This is a genomic window from Exiguobacterium sp. MMG028 (assembly GCF_027947425.1).
GTDB lineage: Bacteria > Bacillota > Bacilli > Exiguobacteriales > Exiguobacteriaceae > Exiguobacterium > Exiguobacterium aestuarii_A.
Map to the genome: position 1 here is coordinate 16,924 of NZ_JAQJIN010000005.1, position 16,027 is coordinate 32,950.

General features: G+C 47.0%; 17 protein-coding genes. 6 read left to right on the plus strand and 11 right to left on the minus strand.

The genetic code is table 11. The features are described from left to right. Nucleotides 1–94: 94 nt before the first annotated feature. Nucleotides 95–967 (minus strand): TetR/AcrR family transcriptional regulator, encoded by an 873-nt coding sequence (locus PJK55_RS13395; protein ID WP_271306117.1) that lies wholly within the window; start codon nucleotides 965–967, stop codon nucleotides 95–97. A 164-nt stretch (nucleotides 968–1,131) separates the two neighbouring features. On the opposite strand from PJK55_RS13395, the gene PJK55_RS13400 reads away from it, so the two are divergent. Both PJK55_RS13400 and PJK55_RS13405 read left to right on the plus strand, forming a co-directional pair. Continuing rightward, nucleotides 1,132–2,628: a DHA2 family efflux MFS transporter permease subunit gene (locus tag PJK55_RS13400; RefSeq protein WP_214696931.1), complete on the plus strand. Its 1,497-nt coding sequence runs from the start codon at nucleotides 1,132–1,134 to the stop codon at nucleotides 2,626–2,628. Between the two features lie 141 nt (nucleotides 2,629–2,769). Then, complete coding sequence (locus tag PJK55_RS13405) at nucleotides 2,770–3,393, plus strand: glucosaminidase domain-containing protein (protein WP_214696933.1); 624 nt, start codon at nucleotides 2,770–2,772, stop codon at nucleotides 3,391–3,393. A gap of 237 nt (nucleotides 3,394–3,630) precedes the next feature. Here the strand turns inward: PJK55_RS13405 and PJK55_RS13410 are convergent, their stop codons facing one another. Beyond that, nucleotides 3,631–4,701: a HAMP domain-containing sensor histidine kinase gene (locus PJK55_RS13410; protein WP_271306118.1), complete on the minus strand. Its 1,071-nt coding sequence runs from the start codon at nucleotides 4,699–4,701 to the stop codon at nucleotides 3,631–3,633. Then, nucleotides 4,698–5,390 carry a response regulator transcription factor gene (locus tag PJK55_RS13415; RefSeq protein ID WP_271306119.1) on the minus strand — a complete coding sequence of 231 codons (693 nt, stop codon included), beginning with the start codon at nucleotides 5,388–5,390 and terminating at the stop codon, nucleotides 4,698–4,700. Before PJK55_RS13415 ends, PJK55_RS13410 begins: the two co-directional genes overlap by 4 nt. Before the next feature lie 166 nt (nucleotides 5,391–5,556). On the opposite strand from PJK55_RS13415, the gene PJK55_RS13420 reads away from it, so the two are divergent. Further along, nucleotides 5,557–6,030, plus strand: coding sequence for a DedA family protein (locus PJK55_RS13420; RefSeq protein WP_271306120.1), 474 nt, complete (start codon nucleotides 5,557–5,559; stop codon nucleotides 6,028–6,030). Between the two features lies 1 nt (nucleotide 6,031). On the opposite strand, the gene PJK55_RS13425 is transcribed toward PJK55_RS13420, so the two are convergent. Beyond that, the gene (locus tag PJK55_RS13425) at nucleotides 6,032–7,045 is read right to left on the minus strand and encodes an ABC transporter permease (RefSeq protein WP_271306121.1); all 1,014 of its coding nucleotides are present in this window, start codon (nucleotides 7,043–7,045) and stop codon (nucleotides 6,032–6,034) included. Beyond that, the gene (locus tag PJK55_RS13430) at nucleotides 7,038–7,766 is read right to left on the minus strand and encodes an ABC transporter ATP-binding protein (RefSeq protein ID WP_271306122.1); all 729 of its coding nucleotides are present in this window, start codon (nucleotides 7,764–7,766) and stop codon (nucleotides 7,038–7,040) included. The genes PJK55_RS13425 and PJK55_RS13430 overlap by 8 nt, the downstream gene beginning before the upstream one ends. 171 nt (nucleotides 7,767–7,937) lie before the next feature. On the opposite strand from PJK55_RS13430, the gene PJK55_RS13435 reads away from it, so the two are divergent. Continuing rightward, nucleotides 7,938–8,546, plus strand: a complete 609-nt coding sequence (locus PJK55_RS13435) for a TetR/AcrR family transcriptional regulator (RefSeq protein ID WP_271306123.1) — start codon at nucleotides 7,938–7,940, stop codon at nucleotides 8,544–8,546. Nucleotides 8,547–8,557: 11 nt separating this feature from the next. Here PJK55_RS13435 and PJK55_RS13440 read toward each other — a convergent pair whose 3' ends face one another. The 6 genes from PJK55_RS13440 to PJK55_RS13465 all read right to left on the minus strand — a co-directional run bounded on the left by PJK55_RS13440 (nucleotide 8,558) and on the right by PJK55_RS13465 (nucleotide 13,506). Then, a complete protein-coding gene (locus PJK55_RS13440) occupies nucleotides 8,558–9,856 on the minus strand; it encodes a HAMP domain-containing sensor histidine kinase (protein ID WP_271306124.1) in 1,299 nt (432 codons plus the stop codon). Next, complete coding sequence (locus tag PJK55_RS13445; RefSeq protein ID WP_271306125.1) at nucleotides 9,853–10,527, minus strand: response regulator transcription factor; 675 nt, start codon at nucleotides 10,525–10,527, stop codon at nucleotides 9,853–9,855. Before PJK55_RS13445 ends, PJK55_RS13440 begins: the two co-directional genes overlap by 4 nt. Nucleotides 10,528–10,551: 24 nt before the next feature. After that, a complete protein-coding gene (locus PJK55_RS13450; RefSeq protein WP_271306126.1) occupies nucleotides 10,552–11,706 on the minus strand; it encodes an ABC transporter permease in 1,155 nt (384 codons plus the stop codon). Next, nucleotides 11,703–12,389, minus strand: a complete 687-nt coding sequence (locus PJK55_RS13455) for an ABC transporter ATP-binding protein (protein WP_271306127.1) — start codon at nucleotides 12,387–12,389, stop codon at nucleotides 11,703–11,705. Before PJK55_RS13455 ends, PJK55_RS13450 begins: the two co-directional genes overlap by 4 nt. Further along, entirely contained in the window at nucleotides 12,389–13,030 is a 642-nt protein-coding gene (locus tag PJK55_RS13460) for a hypothetical protein (protein ID WP_271306128.1), read from the minus strand. Before PJK55_RS13460 ends, PJK55_RS13455 begins: the two co-directional genes overlap by 1 nt. Before the next feature lie 92 nt (nucleotides 13,031–13,122). Continuing rightward, nucleotides 13,123–13,506 carry a hypothetical protein gene (locus tag PJK55_RS13465; RefSeq protein ID WP_271306129.1) on the minus strand — a complete coding sequence of 128 codons (384 nt, stop codon included), beginning with the start codon at nucleotides 13,504–13,506 and terminating at the stop codon, nucleotides 13,123–13,125. A gap of 186 nt (nucleotides 13,507–13,692) precedes the next feature. Here PJK55_RS13465 and PJK55_RS13470 point away from each other — a divergent pair, with 186 nt between their 5' ends. Next, nucleotides 13,693–15,189 carry a phytoene desaturase family protein gene (locus tag PJK55_RS13470; protein ID WP_271306130.1) on the plus strand — a complete coding sequence of 499 codons (1,497 nt, stop codon included), beginning with the start codon at nucleotides 13,693–13,695 and terminating at the stop codon, nucleotides 15,187–15,189. 111 nt (nucleotides 15,190–15,300) lie between these two features. Continuing rightward, nucleotides 15,301–16,026 (plus strand): hypothetical protein, encoded by a 726-nt coding sequence (locus PJK55_RS13475; RefSeq protein WP_271306131.1) that lies wholly within the window; start codon nucleotides 15,301–15,303, stop codon nucleotides 16,024–16,026. Nucleotide 16,027: the final 1 nt, after the last annotated feature.

Below are 16,027 nucleotides of genomic sequence, written 5' to 3' on the forward strand. Positions count from 1 at the left end.
ATTTGTAGGAATCAATTCTTTTTCGAGGAAACTTTTTGATTCTTTTTTCCATTCCTTGTTTCTTCTATATTACTGTATCGGGAAATTTTTGTCCTTAATGTGTCCGCGTATACAACCACACAAGATTCGTAAACTTTTGCACTTCTGTTTCGCCCGTCACGCCTTTAAATAGACGCTGGAACGGCTTCAACAATTGCTCTAACACGATTTTTCGAAGACGCTCTTGTTTGAGCTCGAACGAAATCGCATCGAACAAATCTCGTTGTTCTTCCGTCATCTCGACATGCTCTTCGATGCGAGCAGCCATCTCGTTCAATTCTTCGATTGTGACAAGGTGTTTATCTGTCGTCCCCCGCATTTGCTCGACCGTGACCGGATTCAAGACGTGCTCCCCTGTCTCTATCATTCGTGCAGCAATCAGTTCTACGTACGCATATAAACTCCTCACGACTTTTTGAGGAGAGTAAGCGGCATTCGTGATCCGGTTCGTAAATAAGATATGTTGTAACATTCCGTTGAAAAGAACCGTCAATTCCATCGAATACGGTCTTACTTCCTCCCCGATGATTTCCGTCAAACGCATCGCAATCCATTCAATTTCATAAATGCGATGTTGAAGTACGAGTTTCTTCAGTTCATTCTCGTTTGACGACATGATCGATTCAAATAGCGCGTGCAAGTTCCGTTCTTCGTTCAATTGTATCAATATCGAGATTTGCTCGATAAAGACATCACGATCTCGTTTGTCCCGCCCCATTTGCATCTCAATCCGGCGCTGTCCTGCATCATATCGTAAGTTCTCGAGGATACTGGCCACGCAATCCGTCTTCGATGAGAAGTAGTTATAAAACGTCCCTTTTGAGATATTGGCACGGTCGATAATCTCTTGCACAGATGTGTGTTGCACTCCATTTTCGATGAAGAGAGACATGGCAATATCTGCGACTTTTCGCTTTTTCTCTTTCATTCTCTTATGACTCCGTTCTATCTAATTTGTACCTTTACTATAGCACCGAAAACCATTTTAGACTAATAGTACAAAATAGTTGCTTTATTTATACAACGGGTATAAAATCATTTCATCGACACTTACCAACACATAACTATTTAGAAAATAAAGGAGCCATCCATATGAAACCAGAATTCCAAAAGAAACCGCCTTACGTCATGTTGGCGGTCCTCTTTGCGGGTGCGTTTATCGCATTTTTAAACAACTCATTACTCAACGTCGCGCTCCCATCAATCATGGTCGATCTCGAGATTGCAGACTACTCGACCGTACAATGGCTTGCGACAGGCTTTATGCTCGTGACAGGTGTACTCGTCCCGGCATCCGCCTATTTGATCACTCGTTTTTCTAACCGAAGCTTGTTCATCACCTCGATGAGTATTTTCGCCATCGGTACGGCGATCGCGGCCTTCTCGCCAAACTTTGGCTGGTTGTTGAGCGGTCGGATGATTCAGGCCGTCGGAGCCTCCACGATGGGGCCACTCTTAATGAACGTCATGCTCGTCAGCTTCCCGCGTGAAAAACGGGGGATGGCGATGGGAATCTTCGGGCTCGTCATGATCTCGGCACCTGCGATCGGACCGACACTCTCGGGTTATATCGTCGAGTACTATGATTGGCGCGTCTTATTTGAAATGATTTTACCGCTCGCCATCATCGGTCTCGCGCTCGCTGTTTGGAAAGCGGAGAACGTCATGGTCCAAAATAAAGATCAGTCACTCGATTACTTGTCACTCGTCTTATCGACACTCGGATTTGGGGGGATTTTATACGGTGTCAGCTCGGCAAGCTCGGACGGCTGGGATAACCCAATCGTCTTGGCGACGATGATCGTTGGTGCCATTTCGTTGATCGCATTCATTTATCGTCAGCTCCATATGGAAAAACCATTGCTCGATTTGCGCGCTTACAAACATCCGATGTTCGCACTCGCGTCAGTCATTGCGATGGTCAACGCGGTCGCGATGTTCTCCGGTATGATTTTGACACCGGCTTACGTCCAAAGCGTTCGTGGCATCTCCCCACTCGATTCAGGACTTATGCTTCTCCCTGGTGCGATCATCATGGGAATCATGTCGCCGATCACAGGGAAACTGTTTGATAAATTCGGGCCAAAATTATTGGCACTTACCGGATTGACAATCACCGCTGTATCGACGTACATGCTCGCAAACGTCCAACTTGACTCGACCTACACATACATCGTCTTAACGTACACGTTACGTATGTTTGGGATGTCAATGGTCATGATGCCAATCATGACTAATGGATTGAACCAATTACCGACTCGCCTCAACCCGCATGGAACGGCTATCAACAACACGGCACAACAAGTATCTGGTGCGATTGGTACGGCAGTACTCGTGACCATCATGAACTCGGTGACACGTACGGAAGCTGAATCATTGATGACAGGAGTCGATCCTGCGACGCTCACAGAGAGCTCGATGGGTGCCATCACTCAGCAAGCCCTCTTGTCCGGGATTCAATATTCATTTTACGTCGCACTCGGGATGAATCTTTTGGCACTCCTATTGGCATTTTTCGTGAAACGCGTGGATGTACGGAAGTTCGATGATAATGTAGAAGCTGTTGAAGAATTGAAACAAGCAAATTAATATAACAAGCCGTTCTGAACGATCGATTCAGAGCGGCTTTTTAATTTCTCATTTCCTTCATGAGTAAATATGAAATTAAATTTCAATACATATATGGTATTATTTCTCAATGGATAGTATTCATTTAGGAGGGTACATATTATGAAAAAAGTGTTCGGCTTTATCATTGTTGTTCTTCTGGTCACTTCATCTTTCGTCTCGACTGGATCAATCGTTGAGGCGGCCCCAAAGAAGCAGAATCGTGCTATCATGGGAGTATCGGCTTTAACTCCGCAACAAATGGCGGATTACGTAAAACAAAAGAATCCTCGTGATGTCCGGCTCGCGAAAACGTCTGTCGAAGATTTGGCGAAACTTTTCGTCATCATCGGTGCAAAAGAAGGCGTCCGTGGTGATGTTGCGTTCGCGCAGGCGCTGAAAGAGACAGGGTATTTCCGTTATGGCGGCGATGTCCTTCCGAAGCAGCATAACTACTCAGGGATTGGGACGACTGGGAACGGCGTGAAGGGACACTTTTTCCGTTCACCACATCAAGGCGTAACCGCTCAAATTCAGCATCTAAAGGCATACGCCTCAAAAGATGCGCTGAATATGACAAAAGTCGATCCACGCTTCCACCTCGTCAAACGGGGCTCTGCGACGACTTGGCCATCACTGCATCGCAAGTGGGCCATGCAGCCGAAAGGAAATTACGGGAATGAGATTCTTTCGATTTATCAAGAAATGTCGAAAACACCGAAACGTGTCGCTAAAGCAAAACGATGAAGAAATGTAGGGGTGAAAGAACGTGACGTGCAAACAAGTTAGACTCGCGAGCGGAATCGCATTATTCGTGACCGGCGTGATGTTGTTACTCAAGCGCTAATGAGCATTTCGGGCAATTGTCCGAGTGCTTTTTTTGTGGGTTTATTTGCTCAACACAAAAAAGTCGCAGCATTTTATGAGCCACGACTTTCAAAACGAAGAACAGTTACTTACTCACGTGCTATACGATGAGCCAGTTTATGCAATCGGAAACGACACTCGAAAACAAATGACCTGATCTTCGATCGGCTCGGCCGTCAACGTCCCGCCATGCAACAAAATGATTTGGCGCGCAATCGATAAACCCAATCCATCACCTGGAGTGACCCCTCTCGACGAATCGACTCGATATGTGCGATCAAAGAGATGAGGAATGGCTCCAATCGTTTCTGCCGTTGTCGCATTTGAGATGGACCATTCAATCTGTTGTCTTTTCGTTTGAAGTCTAATCTCGATTGGACTCGTTTGCTCCGCATATTTCCAAGCATTCGAGAAAAGGTTTTCAAATACACGAATGAGCTGTTCTTGATCAGCCTCTATCCATTGGTCAGGTTGAATCGACAGGTGTAGTCGATGACCTCGCTCATTGAACAACGGCTCCATCTCGTGGATGAGCTGGGTCGTCAACAAGCTCAGATTGAGTTTCTGTTTGTTAAGTTGCATATTCGGGGCGTAGAGTCGGTTCACGTCCATCAACTGATCTAGTAGATGTTCAAGCTGATTCGTCTTTTCATTTAAGATACGAAAATGATTGTTTTCTTCAGCTGTCAGTTCACGATTCATTTGAAGGAGTTGAGTATAGCCTTTGATGCTCGTGAGCGGAGTACGCAAATCGTGTGACAGGTTGGAAAACAGTTGGTTTCGCTCTTCTTCGTGCGCCCGTTCCTTCTCAAACAATTCACGTAGCTGCTTCGACATCTGATTTACACTCTCTCCGAGTGAAGCGAGCTCATCTCGTCCTTCCACCTTGACCGTACGACCGAGGTCTCCGTTTGCAATCTGTTCAATCTCACTCGACAGATACGTGATTTTACGAAGTGTTTTCCGCATCATCATTGAAAACCCAATGATAAAAATCAAAATGACAACGAATGTCACGCCTAAAAACATCAAATTGGATGTCAGCGGGTCCGGTGTGGTCTCATTCTTGATGTAATACAAACTAATCGAATATCCCATGATTAAAAAAGCAATCGTCGCAATCAACGCATTGATTAAGATAATGCTAATTAACTTTACAAGCAATCGATCCCATTGCCTCTGTTTCATAATCGATACCCCACGCCCCACACCGTCTTGATCATCGTTGGTTTTCGTGGTGTGTCTTCCAATTTCTCACGAATTTTTGTGATGTGAACCATCACGGTATTGTCGACCTCAAATGCAGCTTCACCCCACACCGCCTCGTAAATCTGTTCGACAGTTAGGACTTGGTTCGGATGTCGCATAAAATAGGCAAGAATATCGAACTCTTTAGGGGTAAGCCGAACTAACACATCGCCCTTTCGACATTGTCGCGTCTGTAAATCAAGTGTCACGTTTTCAAAGACGAGTGTACTCGTCACGTCTGTCCGATCTGCCCCATAATCACGATACCGTCTGAGTAACGATTTAACACGAAGCGTCACTTCAAGTGGGTTAAACGGTTTTTTGATATAGTCGTCAGCTCCGACAGAAATCCCTTGCATCAAATCTAGATCGCTCGTTTTTGCTGTCAGCATCAAAATCGGCATGAACTGAGTCTTTCGAATTTCAATACAAGCCTCAATTCCACCCATGATGGGCATCATCAAATCGAGAATGAGTAAATCAATCGTTTCAGTCGATGCGAGGTCGAGCACTTCTTGCCCATTTTTCGCAAATCGAAGTACATATCCTTCATTTTTTAAATAGATGGCAAGTAATTCTCGAATCGCCTCATCGTCGTCGGCGATACAGATGACGGTTTGTGATCGCATGTTCTTCCTCCTCGTCCTACATAAATGGAATTGATCCATCTTATTACTGAGTGTAACAAACCACTCAATAACACATCCTGACGAACTTCTTAAGATTTCTTAAGAGAATACTAAAAACTCCTTACGCTTGCGAGTGAATACTAGACAAGGTAAGGAGTGAAACGTTATGGAAATGATCATACATTATGGCATGCTCGCCATCGGCATCATGTTTACCCCATTATCTGACGACGTCTTAATGATCACCCATCTGACGGTCGCGGATGCCTTTGTTCCAGGTTGGCTTTTATTCATCTCCACTTGGATTCTCTTCACGCTCACGTTCGGCTGGTTTTATTTAATCGGGAAAGGACTTCATCACATTTTACCAATGCGACAACGAGAATCTCGTTATCTCAAAAGAGCTGAGGTGTTTTATCAAAAGTATGGAGCACGCACCATTATGATTTCTTATTTTATTCCAGGTCTTCGCCATCCGCTCCATTACATCGCCGGGTTCACGTCGCTCAAACTTCGTACGTATGCGTTCTATACGACGATTTCAGCTTTCCTCTATACGAGTGCTTGGTTTCTCGTCATCGGACTGGCCAATCAAATCCCGGCGTTTCAACAGTTTCAAGATTGGGTGTTGTCATTTTGACTCAATGTCCTCTGTATTTTCCGAGCGCCCGCATATTTAAGAGATATAAGACACCTGCATAGAGAATCAATCCGAGTAAATACACCCAGATGCCTAAGAAGCCGCTACCGTAAATCATGACTTCCTTGATCGCCGTCGCCCCGTAAAAGATTGGCATGATGTAACTCAAGTTTCCGAGGCCATATGGAATCAAGTCGAGTGGGATGAGTCCCGAGAAGAATACTTGCGGGATAATGGTGAACGGAATCATCTGCACGACTTGTAATTCCGAACGAGCAAACACCGAGATGGTCGCTCCAAAGAGTACCGCCGTACCCGCCATGAGTAGCATCGTCAACATGACCCACGCCATATTCCCAAGAGAAGACAAACCGAGCACATAAATCGAATAGAGTACGATGAAAATTGACTGAACGACCGCAAACGTCCCGTATCCGAGCGTATATCCTAAAATGACCTGTCCTCGTTTGATTGGGGTCATCAATAGTCGTTCAAGCGTACCCCCACTCCGTTCTTTGACGAGCGCCATCGCAGATAGGATGAACACGAAGAAGAACGAGAAGAGGGATAAGAAGACAAACCCGAACGAATCGAACGTCGACTGTCCTTCTTCCCCATACACGAATGACGTATCAATCTCGGCTGCGGGATTGAGCGTCGTCAACGCATCCTGAATTTCACGAACCGCCTTCGACGACTTCGTCGATGGTTCACGCAATGTGATGGTCGTTCCTTCCTGATCCGTTTCAAAGACAGCATCGACATGTTCATTGTCTTCGATGTATGCTTTCGGATCATTGAACGTTGCTTGTTCCACCTCGAGCGTCTCATCTTCAAACACATTGACGAGCTGTTCTGGTGCGTTGTCATCGAGGACGACAGTCGGCACGTAATCCGAGTCACCGAGTAAGAAGTAGACGAGTGTCAAAATGAGAAGCGGTGCAATCAAGATCAAGGCCACACTTCGTTTATCATTCAACGTTTGGAAGATGACACGTTTCGCTAAGTTACGCATGACCGCCCACCTCCTCTTTCCCAGCAATCAAGAACAGTTCTTCGACGCGACCATTCTCGGTCTGGTCGAGCAAGTCCTGTACATGGTCATAGGCGATCAACCGTCCATTGTAGACGAGCGCGGCACGGTCGCACTCGAGCACTTCATCCATGACGTGTGTCGAGACGATAATGGTCGTCCCTTCTCTCCGAATCACTTGAAACTGATCCCAAATTTGACGACGTAAGATCGGGTCAATTCCGACTGTCGGTTCATCGAGGAACAACACGTCTGGCTTATGCAAGATAGCAATGGCTAGCGACAGACGCTTTTTCATCCCGCCTGAAAAATTACGGACGAGTTTATGCCGATCGTTCGCCAAATCGACAAGATCGAGTACTTCTGTGATGCGATCTTGGAGTGCCTTTTTTCCTAACTTATAAATTGAACCGAAGAAAGCGAGGTTCGCCTCGGCCGACAAGTCTTCGTACAAGCCATCGTTTTGCGGCATAAATCCGATTTGTTGGAGCATATCCATGTTTGGCATCTTCGTTTCGCCGATGTGGACACTTCCTTTGTCCGGTGCGAGGGCGCCGATCATGAGTCGGATGAGGGTTGTCTTCCCCGATCCAGATGGTCCTAGCAAACAGCAAATCTCACCGGACGGAATCGTGAAGTCGATGTTGTCGATGGCGAGCTGGTCACCGAACGACTTGTCGACGTGTTGCAATTGAATGTTCATGCTTATCACTCCTTTTCGGCGCCTCATCGTGTATACTCAAGATAATCGACACCGTGTTGGTTTATACGTTCAGTATAGACCTCGTTCACGGTAGCAACAATCGTCAATATCGGTCATCGTGTTGGTTTTCCGACAGATGGACTTCATGTGTTGAAGAAAAGGAGAAAATAGATGGAACAGACTGATTTACGCGTCATCCGGACGAAAAAATTGATCAAAGATGCCTTCTTCCGCCTCATCGAAGAGCGAGGATTTGATGCCGTGACCGTCAAGCAATTGACCGAACGGGCCGGTATCAATCGAGGAACTTTTTATAGCCATTATGTGGATAAGTTCGAGTTGATGGAGAAATGCGTCGACGAGATCTTTGAAGAGGCTGAACAGAAGTTGATTCATCAGTTGCCGCACATCTTCGGAGACGAACGGACCGACAACTCGTATCATTACCTCATTCCGTTCATCCGTTTCATTGAAGACAATCAAATCATCATGAAACCGCTCCTTGGGCCGAACGGAGACCCGACGTTCCAGGCAAAACTTCGAAAATTTATGCAGGCTGCCTTGTTTCAGCGCTCGCCTGTAACCTTGTTTAATCCGGATAAGATGATGGTCCCACCGACTTATCTCGTCGCCTATCTCTCATCAGCTCACATGGGTGTTATCTACGAATGGTTGAACAATCCATCTTCGGAAGAAACGGCAGAAGACATCGCCCGAATTATCTATACGATCACTTATGAAGGACCGCTCATTGCCGGTGGGGTGAATCTACGAAAATAAGGACAGGTATTTTACCTGTCCTCCTTTGGGAAGACGACTCGCGCCGTTGTCCCGATTTGTTTCTCACTCAGTAATGTAATCTCCCCGCCATGTAACTGTACGATTTGACGGGCGATGGCGAGCCCTAGTCCTGAACCGTTGCGATGACGAGATGTGTCGGCCTGATAAAAGCGTTCGAACGCTCGGTCCACTTGTTCAGGTGTCATGCCTTCTCCTTCGTCGCGAATCTCGCATGTGATATGCGTCGCATCTTCTTTGACTAGAAGATGCAGCGTACTCTCTTCATATGCATATTCGACAGCATTTTGTAAGAGGTTCGTCCAAACTTGCTGTAGAAGGAAAGCATCCCCCTTCATCACGACTTCGTCCATAGTCAAATCTAGCTTCATTCGTTTGCGTGTCATCTCTGAGTCTAAGGATAAGATTGTCTCCCGAATCTGCTCACTGAGAGACAGTTCTGTCGCATGTAGACCGACAATCGTGTGGTCCAATTTCGTTAGCCGGAGCACGTCTTGTGACAAACGCGATAGTCGCTTTCCTTCACGCTCAATTTTATCGGCATACTCGATTTGCTTTTCAGAATTTCCGTCTCTTTTTAATAACGTGGCGTATCCTAAAATCGAAGCGACAGGTGTCTTGAATTCATGCGCCATGACGGATGCCAATTCCTCGTTCTTCGTTTCATTCGTCTCCAGCGTCTCAGTCATCTTGTTGAACTGTTTCGCAAGTGTTCCAATTTCATCTGTCGAGTCATCATAGATTCGTACAGATAAGTCTCCTGCGGTCACACGATTGACGGCATCCGTGACACGGTCGATTCGTCGCGTCATCAGGCGAACTGCGAATAGAATGAGGGCGCTTGAAATCAATGCTGTCAGGAACAAAGTTTGTAACGACACGTCCCGGAATATCGAAATCGGATTTTCTTCTGCATTCGGAGCCAACGTCACAATGGTGTCATTTAGTAAAAAAGCGACTTGGGGGAGACGATCTGTCTGTGAGATGGTCTCGCCTCGTTCTAACTTTGCTCGCTCTCCAACACTCCATTCCGTACGATCATAGCGAATCGACTGTACATTTAGTGTCGTATCATCAAAGAGGTCCAAGACTGCTTCAGATGCAAGATTGTATTCTTCTGAAGCTTCCTGTATACTGCCAGCCCTCTCTACCAACATCGCTTCGACTTGTGTCTTTAATGCATTGAATTGAAAGGTTAAAAAAATCGTGAACGTCAAAAGGATCGGAATCAATAAGAGTCCGAAGAAAATCATGAGAAAGCGTCCATAGACTGTACTGATGAATCGTTTCATTCGTTCAGCTCCAATCGATAACCGAGACCCCACACTGTACTGATTTGAAACGCATCAACCGACTTGAGACGAGTGCGTAGACGGTTGATGTGAACATCAATCGTTCGAGTCTCACTCTCCGTCTCATATCCCCAAATCCGATCGAGCAGTTGTTGCCGTGTGAAAACTTGATTTAAGTGAGTCGCTAAAAAATAAAGAAGTTCAAACTCTTTACGGGGAAGTTCAATCGTCTCGGTAGTCGTTTGTACCGTCATCGACGTCTCATTAATGACACAGTCGCTCAGCTGGATTTGATGACTGTGATGAATACGAGCCCGTCGTAACAGTGCTTCAATTCGTAATTCGAGTTCTTCGAGATCGATTGGTTTTACGACATAGTCATCCGCTCCAGCATGAAATCCGCGCTTCTTGTCATTCATCGCATCGAGGACCGTCAACATTAGTACAGGAAGCGTAAATCCTGCTTCACGTAATTGTCCCGTCAACTCACGTCCATCTAATCGTGGCATCATCACATCCGTAATAAGCAGATCGATTGGCTCACGGTCGAGCCAATCGAGTGCTTCTTCTCCATCTTTTGCATGAAAAACGCGATAACCGGCCACCGTTAAATAATCGACTAATAAACCGCCTAGTGCCTCATCATCTTCTGCAAGTAAAATAGTGACCATGTTATCCCCCTTCTTTCTCGTTGCTTACACGTTTCGTAACGCTTCAATCGGCTGCAAGTTCGATGCTTTCCGAGCAGGAATATATCCAAACAAGACTCCAATGATGATCGAGAAGCCGAATGCCAATCCGACAGTCGATGCTGTTAGTGTAAACGGTACATCCATGACGAGCGTCAATCCAAAGGCGAGGAATCCACCAATCAATACTCCAATCAGCCCTCCGAGCATAGAGAGTAATACGGACTCAAACAAAAATTGTTGTCGAATCTTACCCGGAGTCGCCCCTAGCGCTTTCCGTAGCCCGATCTCACTGGTTCGCTCAGTCACCGAAACGAGCATCATGTTCATGATTCCAATCCCACCGACGAGTAAAGAAATCGAAGCGATGCCAACGAGAAGCATGCTGAGCAGCGAATTGATTTGATCGATGGATGCGAGCGCTTCCTCAAAACTCGTTACCGTGAATGCGTCACGCCCATTGAATGCGGTCGTCAACTCTCTCGTCACATCTTCTTTTACATCATCCGTCGCTCCTGCTTCTGTATACAAATCAAATGTTGTAATCGATCCTTGGTGAAACTGTGTCAGCGCAGTTGTCACAGGGATGACGATGGCCTCGTCTGTCGACATGGAAAATTCCGATGATGGCGCAAGCGTTCCAACGACGGTGTAACGAATCCCACCGACGGAAATCTCTTCCCCGAGAGGAGATGAGGTCGGAAACGCCTCTTTCGCAATCGTTTCTCCGAGCAAAGCGACATGCGTCTGTTGATCGACGTCGAGTGGCGTCAATCCGCGCCCGGTTTCGACAATCGAATCATCTTTGAAGAAGGCTTCATTTTTCCCAAGAATGGTTTGTTGTTCCGTCTGCTCCGCTACATATACATCGGTCATTTGAATCAACGTCGGGGAGAGTGAGGTGACCCCTTCAATGGCTTCGAGCCTGTCCATGTCCGCCATACTGACACCGGACTTCCCATCCTCTCCGATTTGAACAGTCATCCGATCGGCCCCAAACGTCGCGACTTCGTCATTGATCGAATCGGTCACACCCGAGATGACCGTCATTAAAGCGATGATTGATGCGGTACCGATGACGATTCCTAAAATCGTCAAAAATGAACGCATCTTGTGACTAATGACTGTCAACCAAGCCATGCGTATATTTTCTCGAATCATCGCACTCGTTCCTCCTTTTCAATCTTCCCGTCACGCACATGCACGATACGGGTCGCTTCTTTGGCGATATCGATATCATGGGTAATCATGATAATCGTCTTTCCTTCCGCATGCAATTCGTGAAAAAGCGCCATGATTTGACGACCGTTCGTTTGATCTAACGCTCCCGTCGGTTCATCTGCAAGAAGGAGGGACGGATTCGTCACGAGTGCTCGGGCGATGGCGACGCGTTGTTGCTGCCCACCAGACAACTGGTTCGGACGATAATCCATTTTGTCACCCAACCCGACACGCGCTAACATCTGTCGAGTTCGTTCCTGTCGTTCCAACTTGGATGAGCGTTGATAAATGAGGGGAAGTTCCACGTTCTCTCGCGCACTCAACCGAGGGAGTAGGTTGAATTGCTGAAAGATAAAACCGATGCGTTCATTTCGAAAGAGAGATAGCTCCGACTCGGACAGCCCGGTCACATCCTTGTTCCCAAACCGGTAACGACCGCTCGAATAGCCATCTAGACAGCCAAGGATGTTCATGAGTGTAGACTTCCCAGATCCCGACGGTCCTAAAATGGCGACGAACTCCCCTTCTTTCACTTCTAGATTGATTCCTCGTAACACGGTCTGAAGATTGTCACCCTCCCCATACGACTTGGTCAATTGTTCGACAGAGATGAGCGTTGTCATCATTGCCCACCTCCAATTCGTGGAGGCATCAATCCGCCACTCGTTGTCTCATCGAGCAAGAGTACTTCTTTTTTATCTAATCCATCCTTGACTTCAACACGGCTACCGTCTGTCAATCCGAGTTCGACCTGTTGTTTTACCGGACCACTGTCTCCTTGCACATACACGTATGCATCCTCATTTTCAAACGTGATACTGTCGAGCGATAACGTATCTACTCCCTCCGCACGGTCAACGACTAGACTTCCTTCTAACGTCATTCCGTTCCGTAAGTTGTCTGTTTCAGGGAGCGTCACAATCATCGCATAGCGAGCGGATGCACCAGGTGTCGTCATTGGTTCTGCCTCTTCTGAGATGACATCGATTGTCCCTTCGACCTCTGTATCGAGCGCCGTTACATAAATCGTCAAGGTATCCCCCTCATTCACTTTTCCGATATCTCGCTCGTCTACCATCAAACGTCCCGTCGATTCTTCTCCGACTGTCGTTACTTGTCCCGCAAACGTGTAACGATTTTCAATCGTCTCTACCGTGACGGCCTCTGTCTTATAATCGGTCGCTTCCGGCATGAAGAAGATTCCGGCTCCTAACGTGACGGCGAGTACACCGATTCCCATTCCCCATTTCGCTTTTTTGTTCATCATGCGTTCCTCCTTATTGTTGATACGTTCAGGATAAGCGCAAGTTGTAAACAAATTATAAACGCCCCTCGTTTGTCGCGAGAGGCGTTCACTTATGTGACTCGAACATACACATGCAAGTTCCCATTGTCTTCCGTTGTCGTCTGGTAAGCGTTCTGTACCGCCTCCATGTCATGCCACGCGACACGATATGACTTTCCTCGCATCCCTTCAAACTCAAAAGCGAGGTGCTGTAAGTCAGCGATTCGCAGGATGCGTTCAAATGGTTTGCGCTCACCATCCCATTCCAATTGATTCGCTGAGTCGTTTAACACGAGGTCGAGACCGTACATCACTTTCTCTTTAATCAATTGTCCATCCTCAGCAACACGTACCCCGTCTTGAATATCATGCATCCGACACGATTCGATATCGTCAAACGGGATCGTGATCTCATCGCCGTTCGCAAAGTGAAGTGTAATTGTTTTTACAATCATCCTATATTCCTACTTTCGTCCAGACTCTGTTCCCTTACTATACAAGACTTTTCCCCGTTCAGGGATGACATCTTTGTGGATGTGGCAAATCCGTAAAAGCATGTTCGATTCATTTAGAAACGGGAATAGAAGAGGTAGCAATCATTCTGTTTTTTGAAAATAACACTTCGGAAAGGCGGCGAATATATGCCATCAGTGGATAAGTCGGTCATCGTCATCGGCGGAGGGCTCGGCGGATTGTCAGCAGCCATCTCGCTCACTCAAAAAGGATACGACGTCTCACTCTATGAAAAGAACGAACATATCGGAGGAAAAGTGAATCGACTCGAACAAGACGGTTTCGGCTTTGACCTCGGCCCCTCGATTTTGACAATGCCCCACATCTTTGACAAGCTGTTCCGTGGAAGCGGCAAACGCATGGAAGACTATGTTTCCATCAAACGATTAGAGCTTGAATGGCGCTCGTTCTTCCCGGACGAGACCGTGCTCGACCTCTATCATGATCTCGAACAGATGCAACGCGCAAATCCTTCCCTCTCTCGAAAAGACATGCAAGAATATCGTGAACTGTTGAATTACGCAGCCCGCATTTATAAGACGACCGAAAAAGGCTACTTGGCCGAAGGCTTTGAATCACCTTTAGAAGCTGTCATGAAGACGGGGATCTTCCCAACGCTCTTTGGGTTCGATTTGACGTCGACGATGTATAGCGCCATCAAAAAGCGCATCAGTAATCCGCATCTTCGGGATATGCTGTCGTATTACGTCAAATATGTCGGATCATCTCCGTATAACGCACCAGCCGTCTTGAATATGATGATTTATATGCAGTATGCCCAAGGCTGTTGGTACGTCGAAGGCGGGACACACAAGCTCGCCGAAGGATTGACGAAGCTCGCCGAAGAAATCGGTGTGAAGCTACATACCGGTCAGGGCGTCGTCCGTGCCCATACGATGAATGGAAAGATTTCAGCAATCGAACTTGAGGATGGACGTCTCCGTTCGGCCGATTATTTCGTTTCGAACATGGAAGTCATCCCGTTCTATCAGAAAATGGTCGACGCGGACGAACAGTACGTCGACAAGCTCGTCGATAAATATGAACCGGCCAGCTCTGGATTCGTCCTCCATCTCGGCGTGAAAAAAGCCTATCCTCAGCTCGCACACCATAACTTCTTCTTCTCCGAAAACTTGCATGAGCAGATGGACAAAATCTTCGAGAAACACGAACTTCCAGACGACCCGACGATTTACCTCGTCAACGTCAACAAGACCGATGCGACTCAAGCGCCACCGGGACATGAGAACATTAAAATCTTGCCACATATCCCGTATATCCAAGACAATCCGTTCACCGAAGAAGAGTACGCCGCCTTTGAAGAGCGTGTACTCGATAAGTTAGAACGCATGGGTCTCGATGGTCTGCGTGAACATACGGTGACGCGTGACGTATGGACGCCTCATGATATCGAGCGGACGTATGGGTCGGACCGAGGTGCCATTTATGGAACGGTCGCCGACAAGAATCGGAACGGCGGCTTCAAGCATAAGAAGCAGAGCGAGCTCTACCACAACCTCTACTTCGTCGGGGGAACCGTCAACCCGGGCGGTGGTATGCCGATGGTGACGCTCAGCGGTCAGCAAGTGAGCGACAAAATTGCGAAACGCGACAAAGTAAAATGATGTTCTTCCATCCCTCACTCGCTGTGAGGGATTTTTTTGAAACTTTTTCCAATCACCTTCCGTATAGTGTGCTACGATACAAACAACTATACGCACAATCGGAGGAAGATCATGCATCAAATCACAAGCTATTTCTTTATGTATGCCAAAGTTGTCGTCACGGATAAAGTTCCATTTTTCTGGACGCTCGGGATTCCACTTGTCTTCGCCTTGACGCAGTCATTATCAGATATTCGTCAAGCGACCGCAGTCGAATACTATCCAGCGCTCTCCTACTTCTGGGTATATATCATTCTTGCTACATATGTGAACGGTGTCGGCATCGAACTCGCCCGTATGCGTGAATTCGGACTGATGAAAACGTATGTGATGATCTCCGGGAACAAACTGACGTATGTCATCGCCGTCATCTTGGCACAGCTGTTGTTCGCCTCCATCAGCTTGCTGTTGTTCACAACAGTCGTCACGCTCGTACACGGGTTCTTCTCGTTCACGTTACTCGCGTCAGCTCTACTCGTATTGATCGGCAGTATCCCGTTCGCGGTTGCCAGTGTCGCCATCACGGCACTTCCAGTGAAAGTATCGAGTCTCGGGACATTCGCGAACATACTGATGTTTCCGCTCTTTTTATTGGCAATCAACTCACCTGATCAATGGTTCAGCTTCCTCAACCCGTTCTATTCGCTCCATGAATTCACGCTCGGATTGCTGCACCTGACGACTCAAGTCGACCTCTCGTTCGGAGTATGGGCGACATTCCTTTCCGTACTCGGGTATTTCATCATCGGTGCGATTGCGTTGAAACGCTTCAGTCTCGTCTCACTCATCACACGCTAGG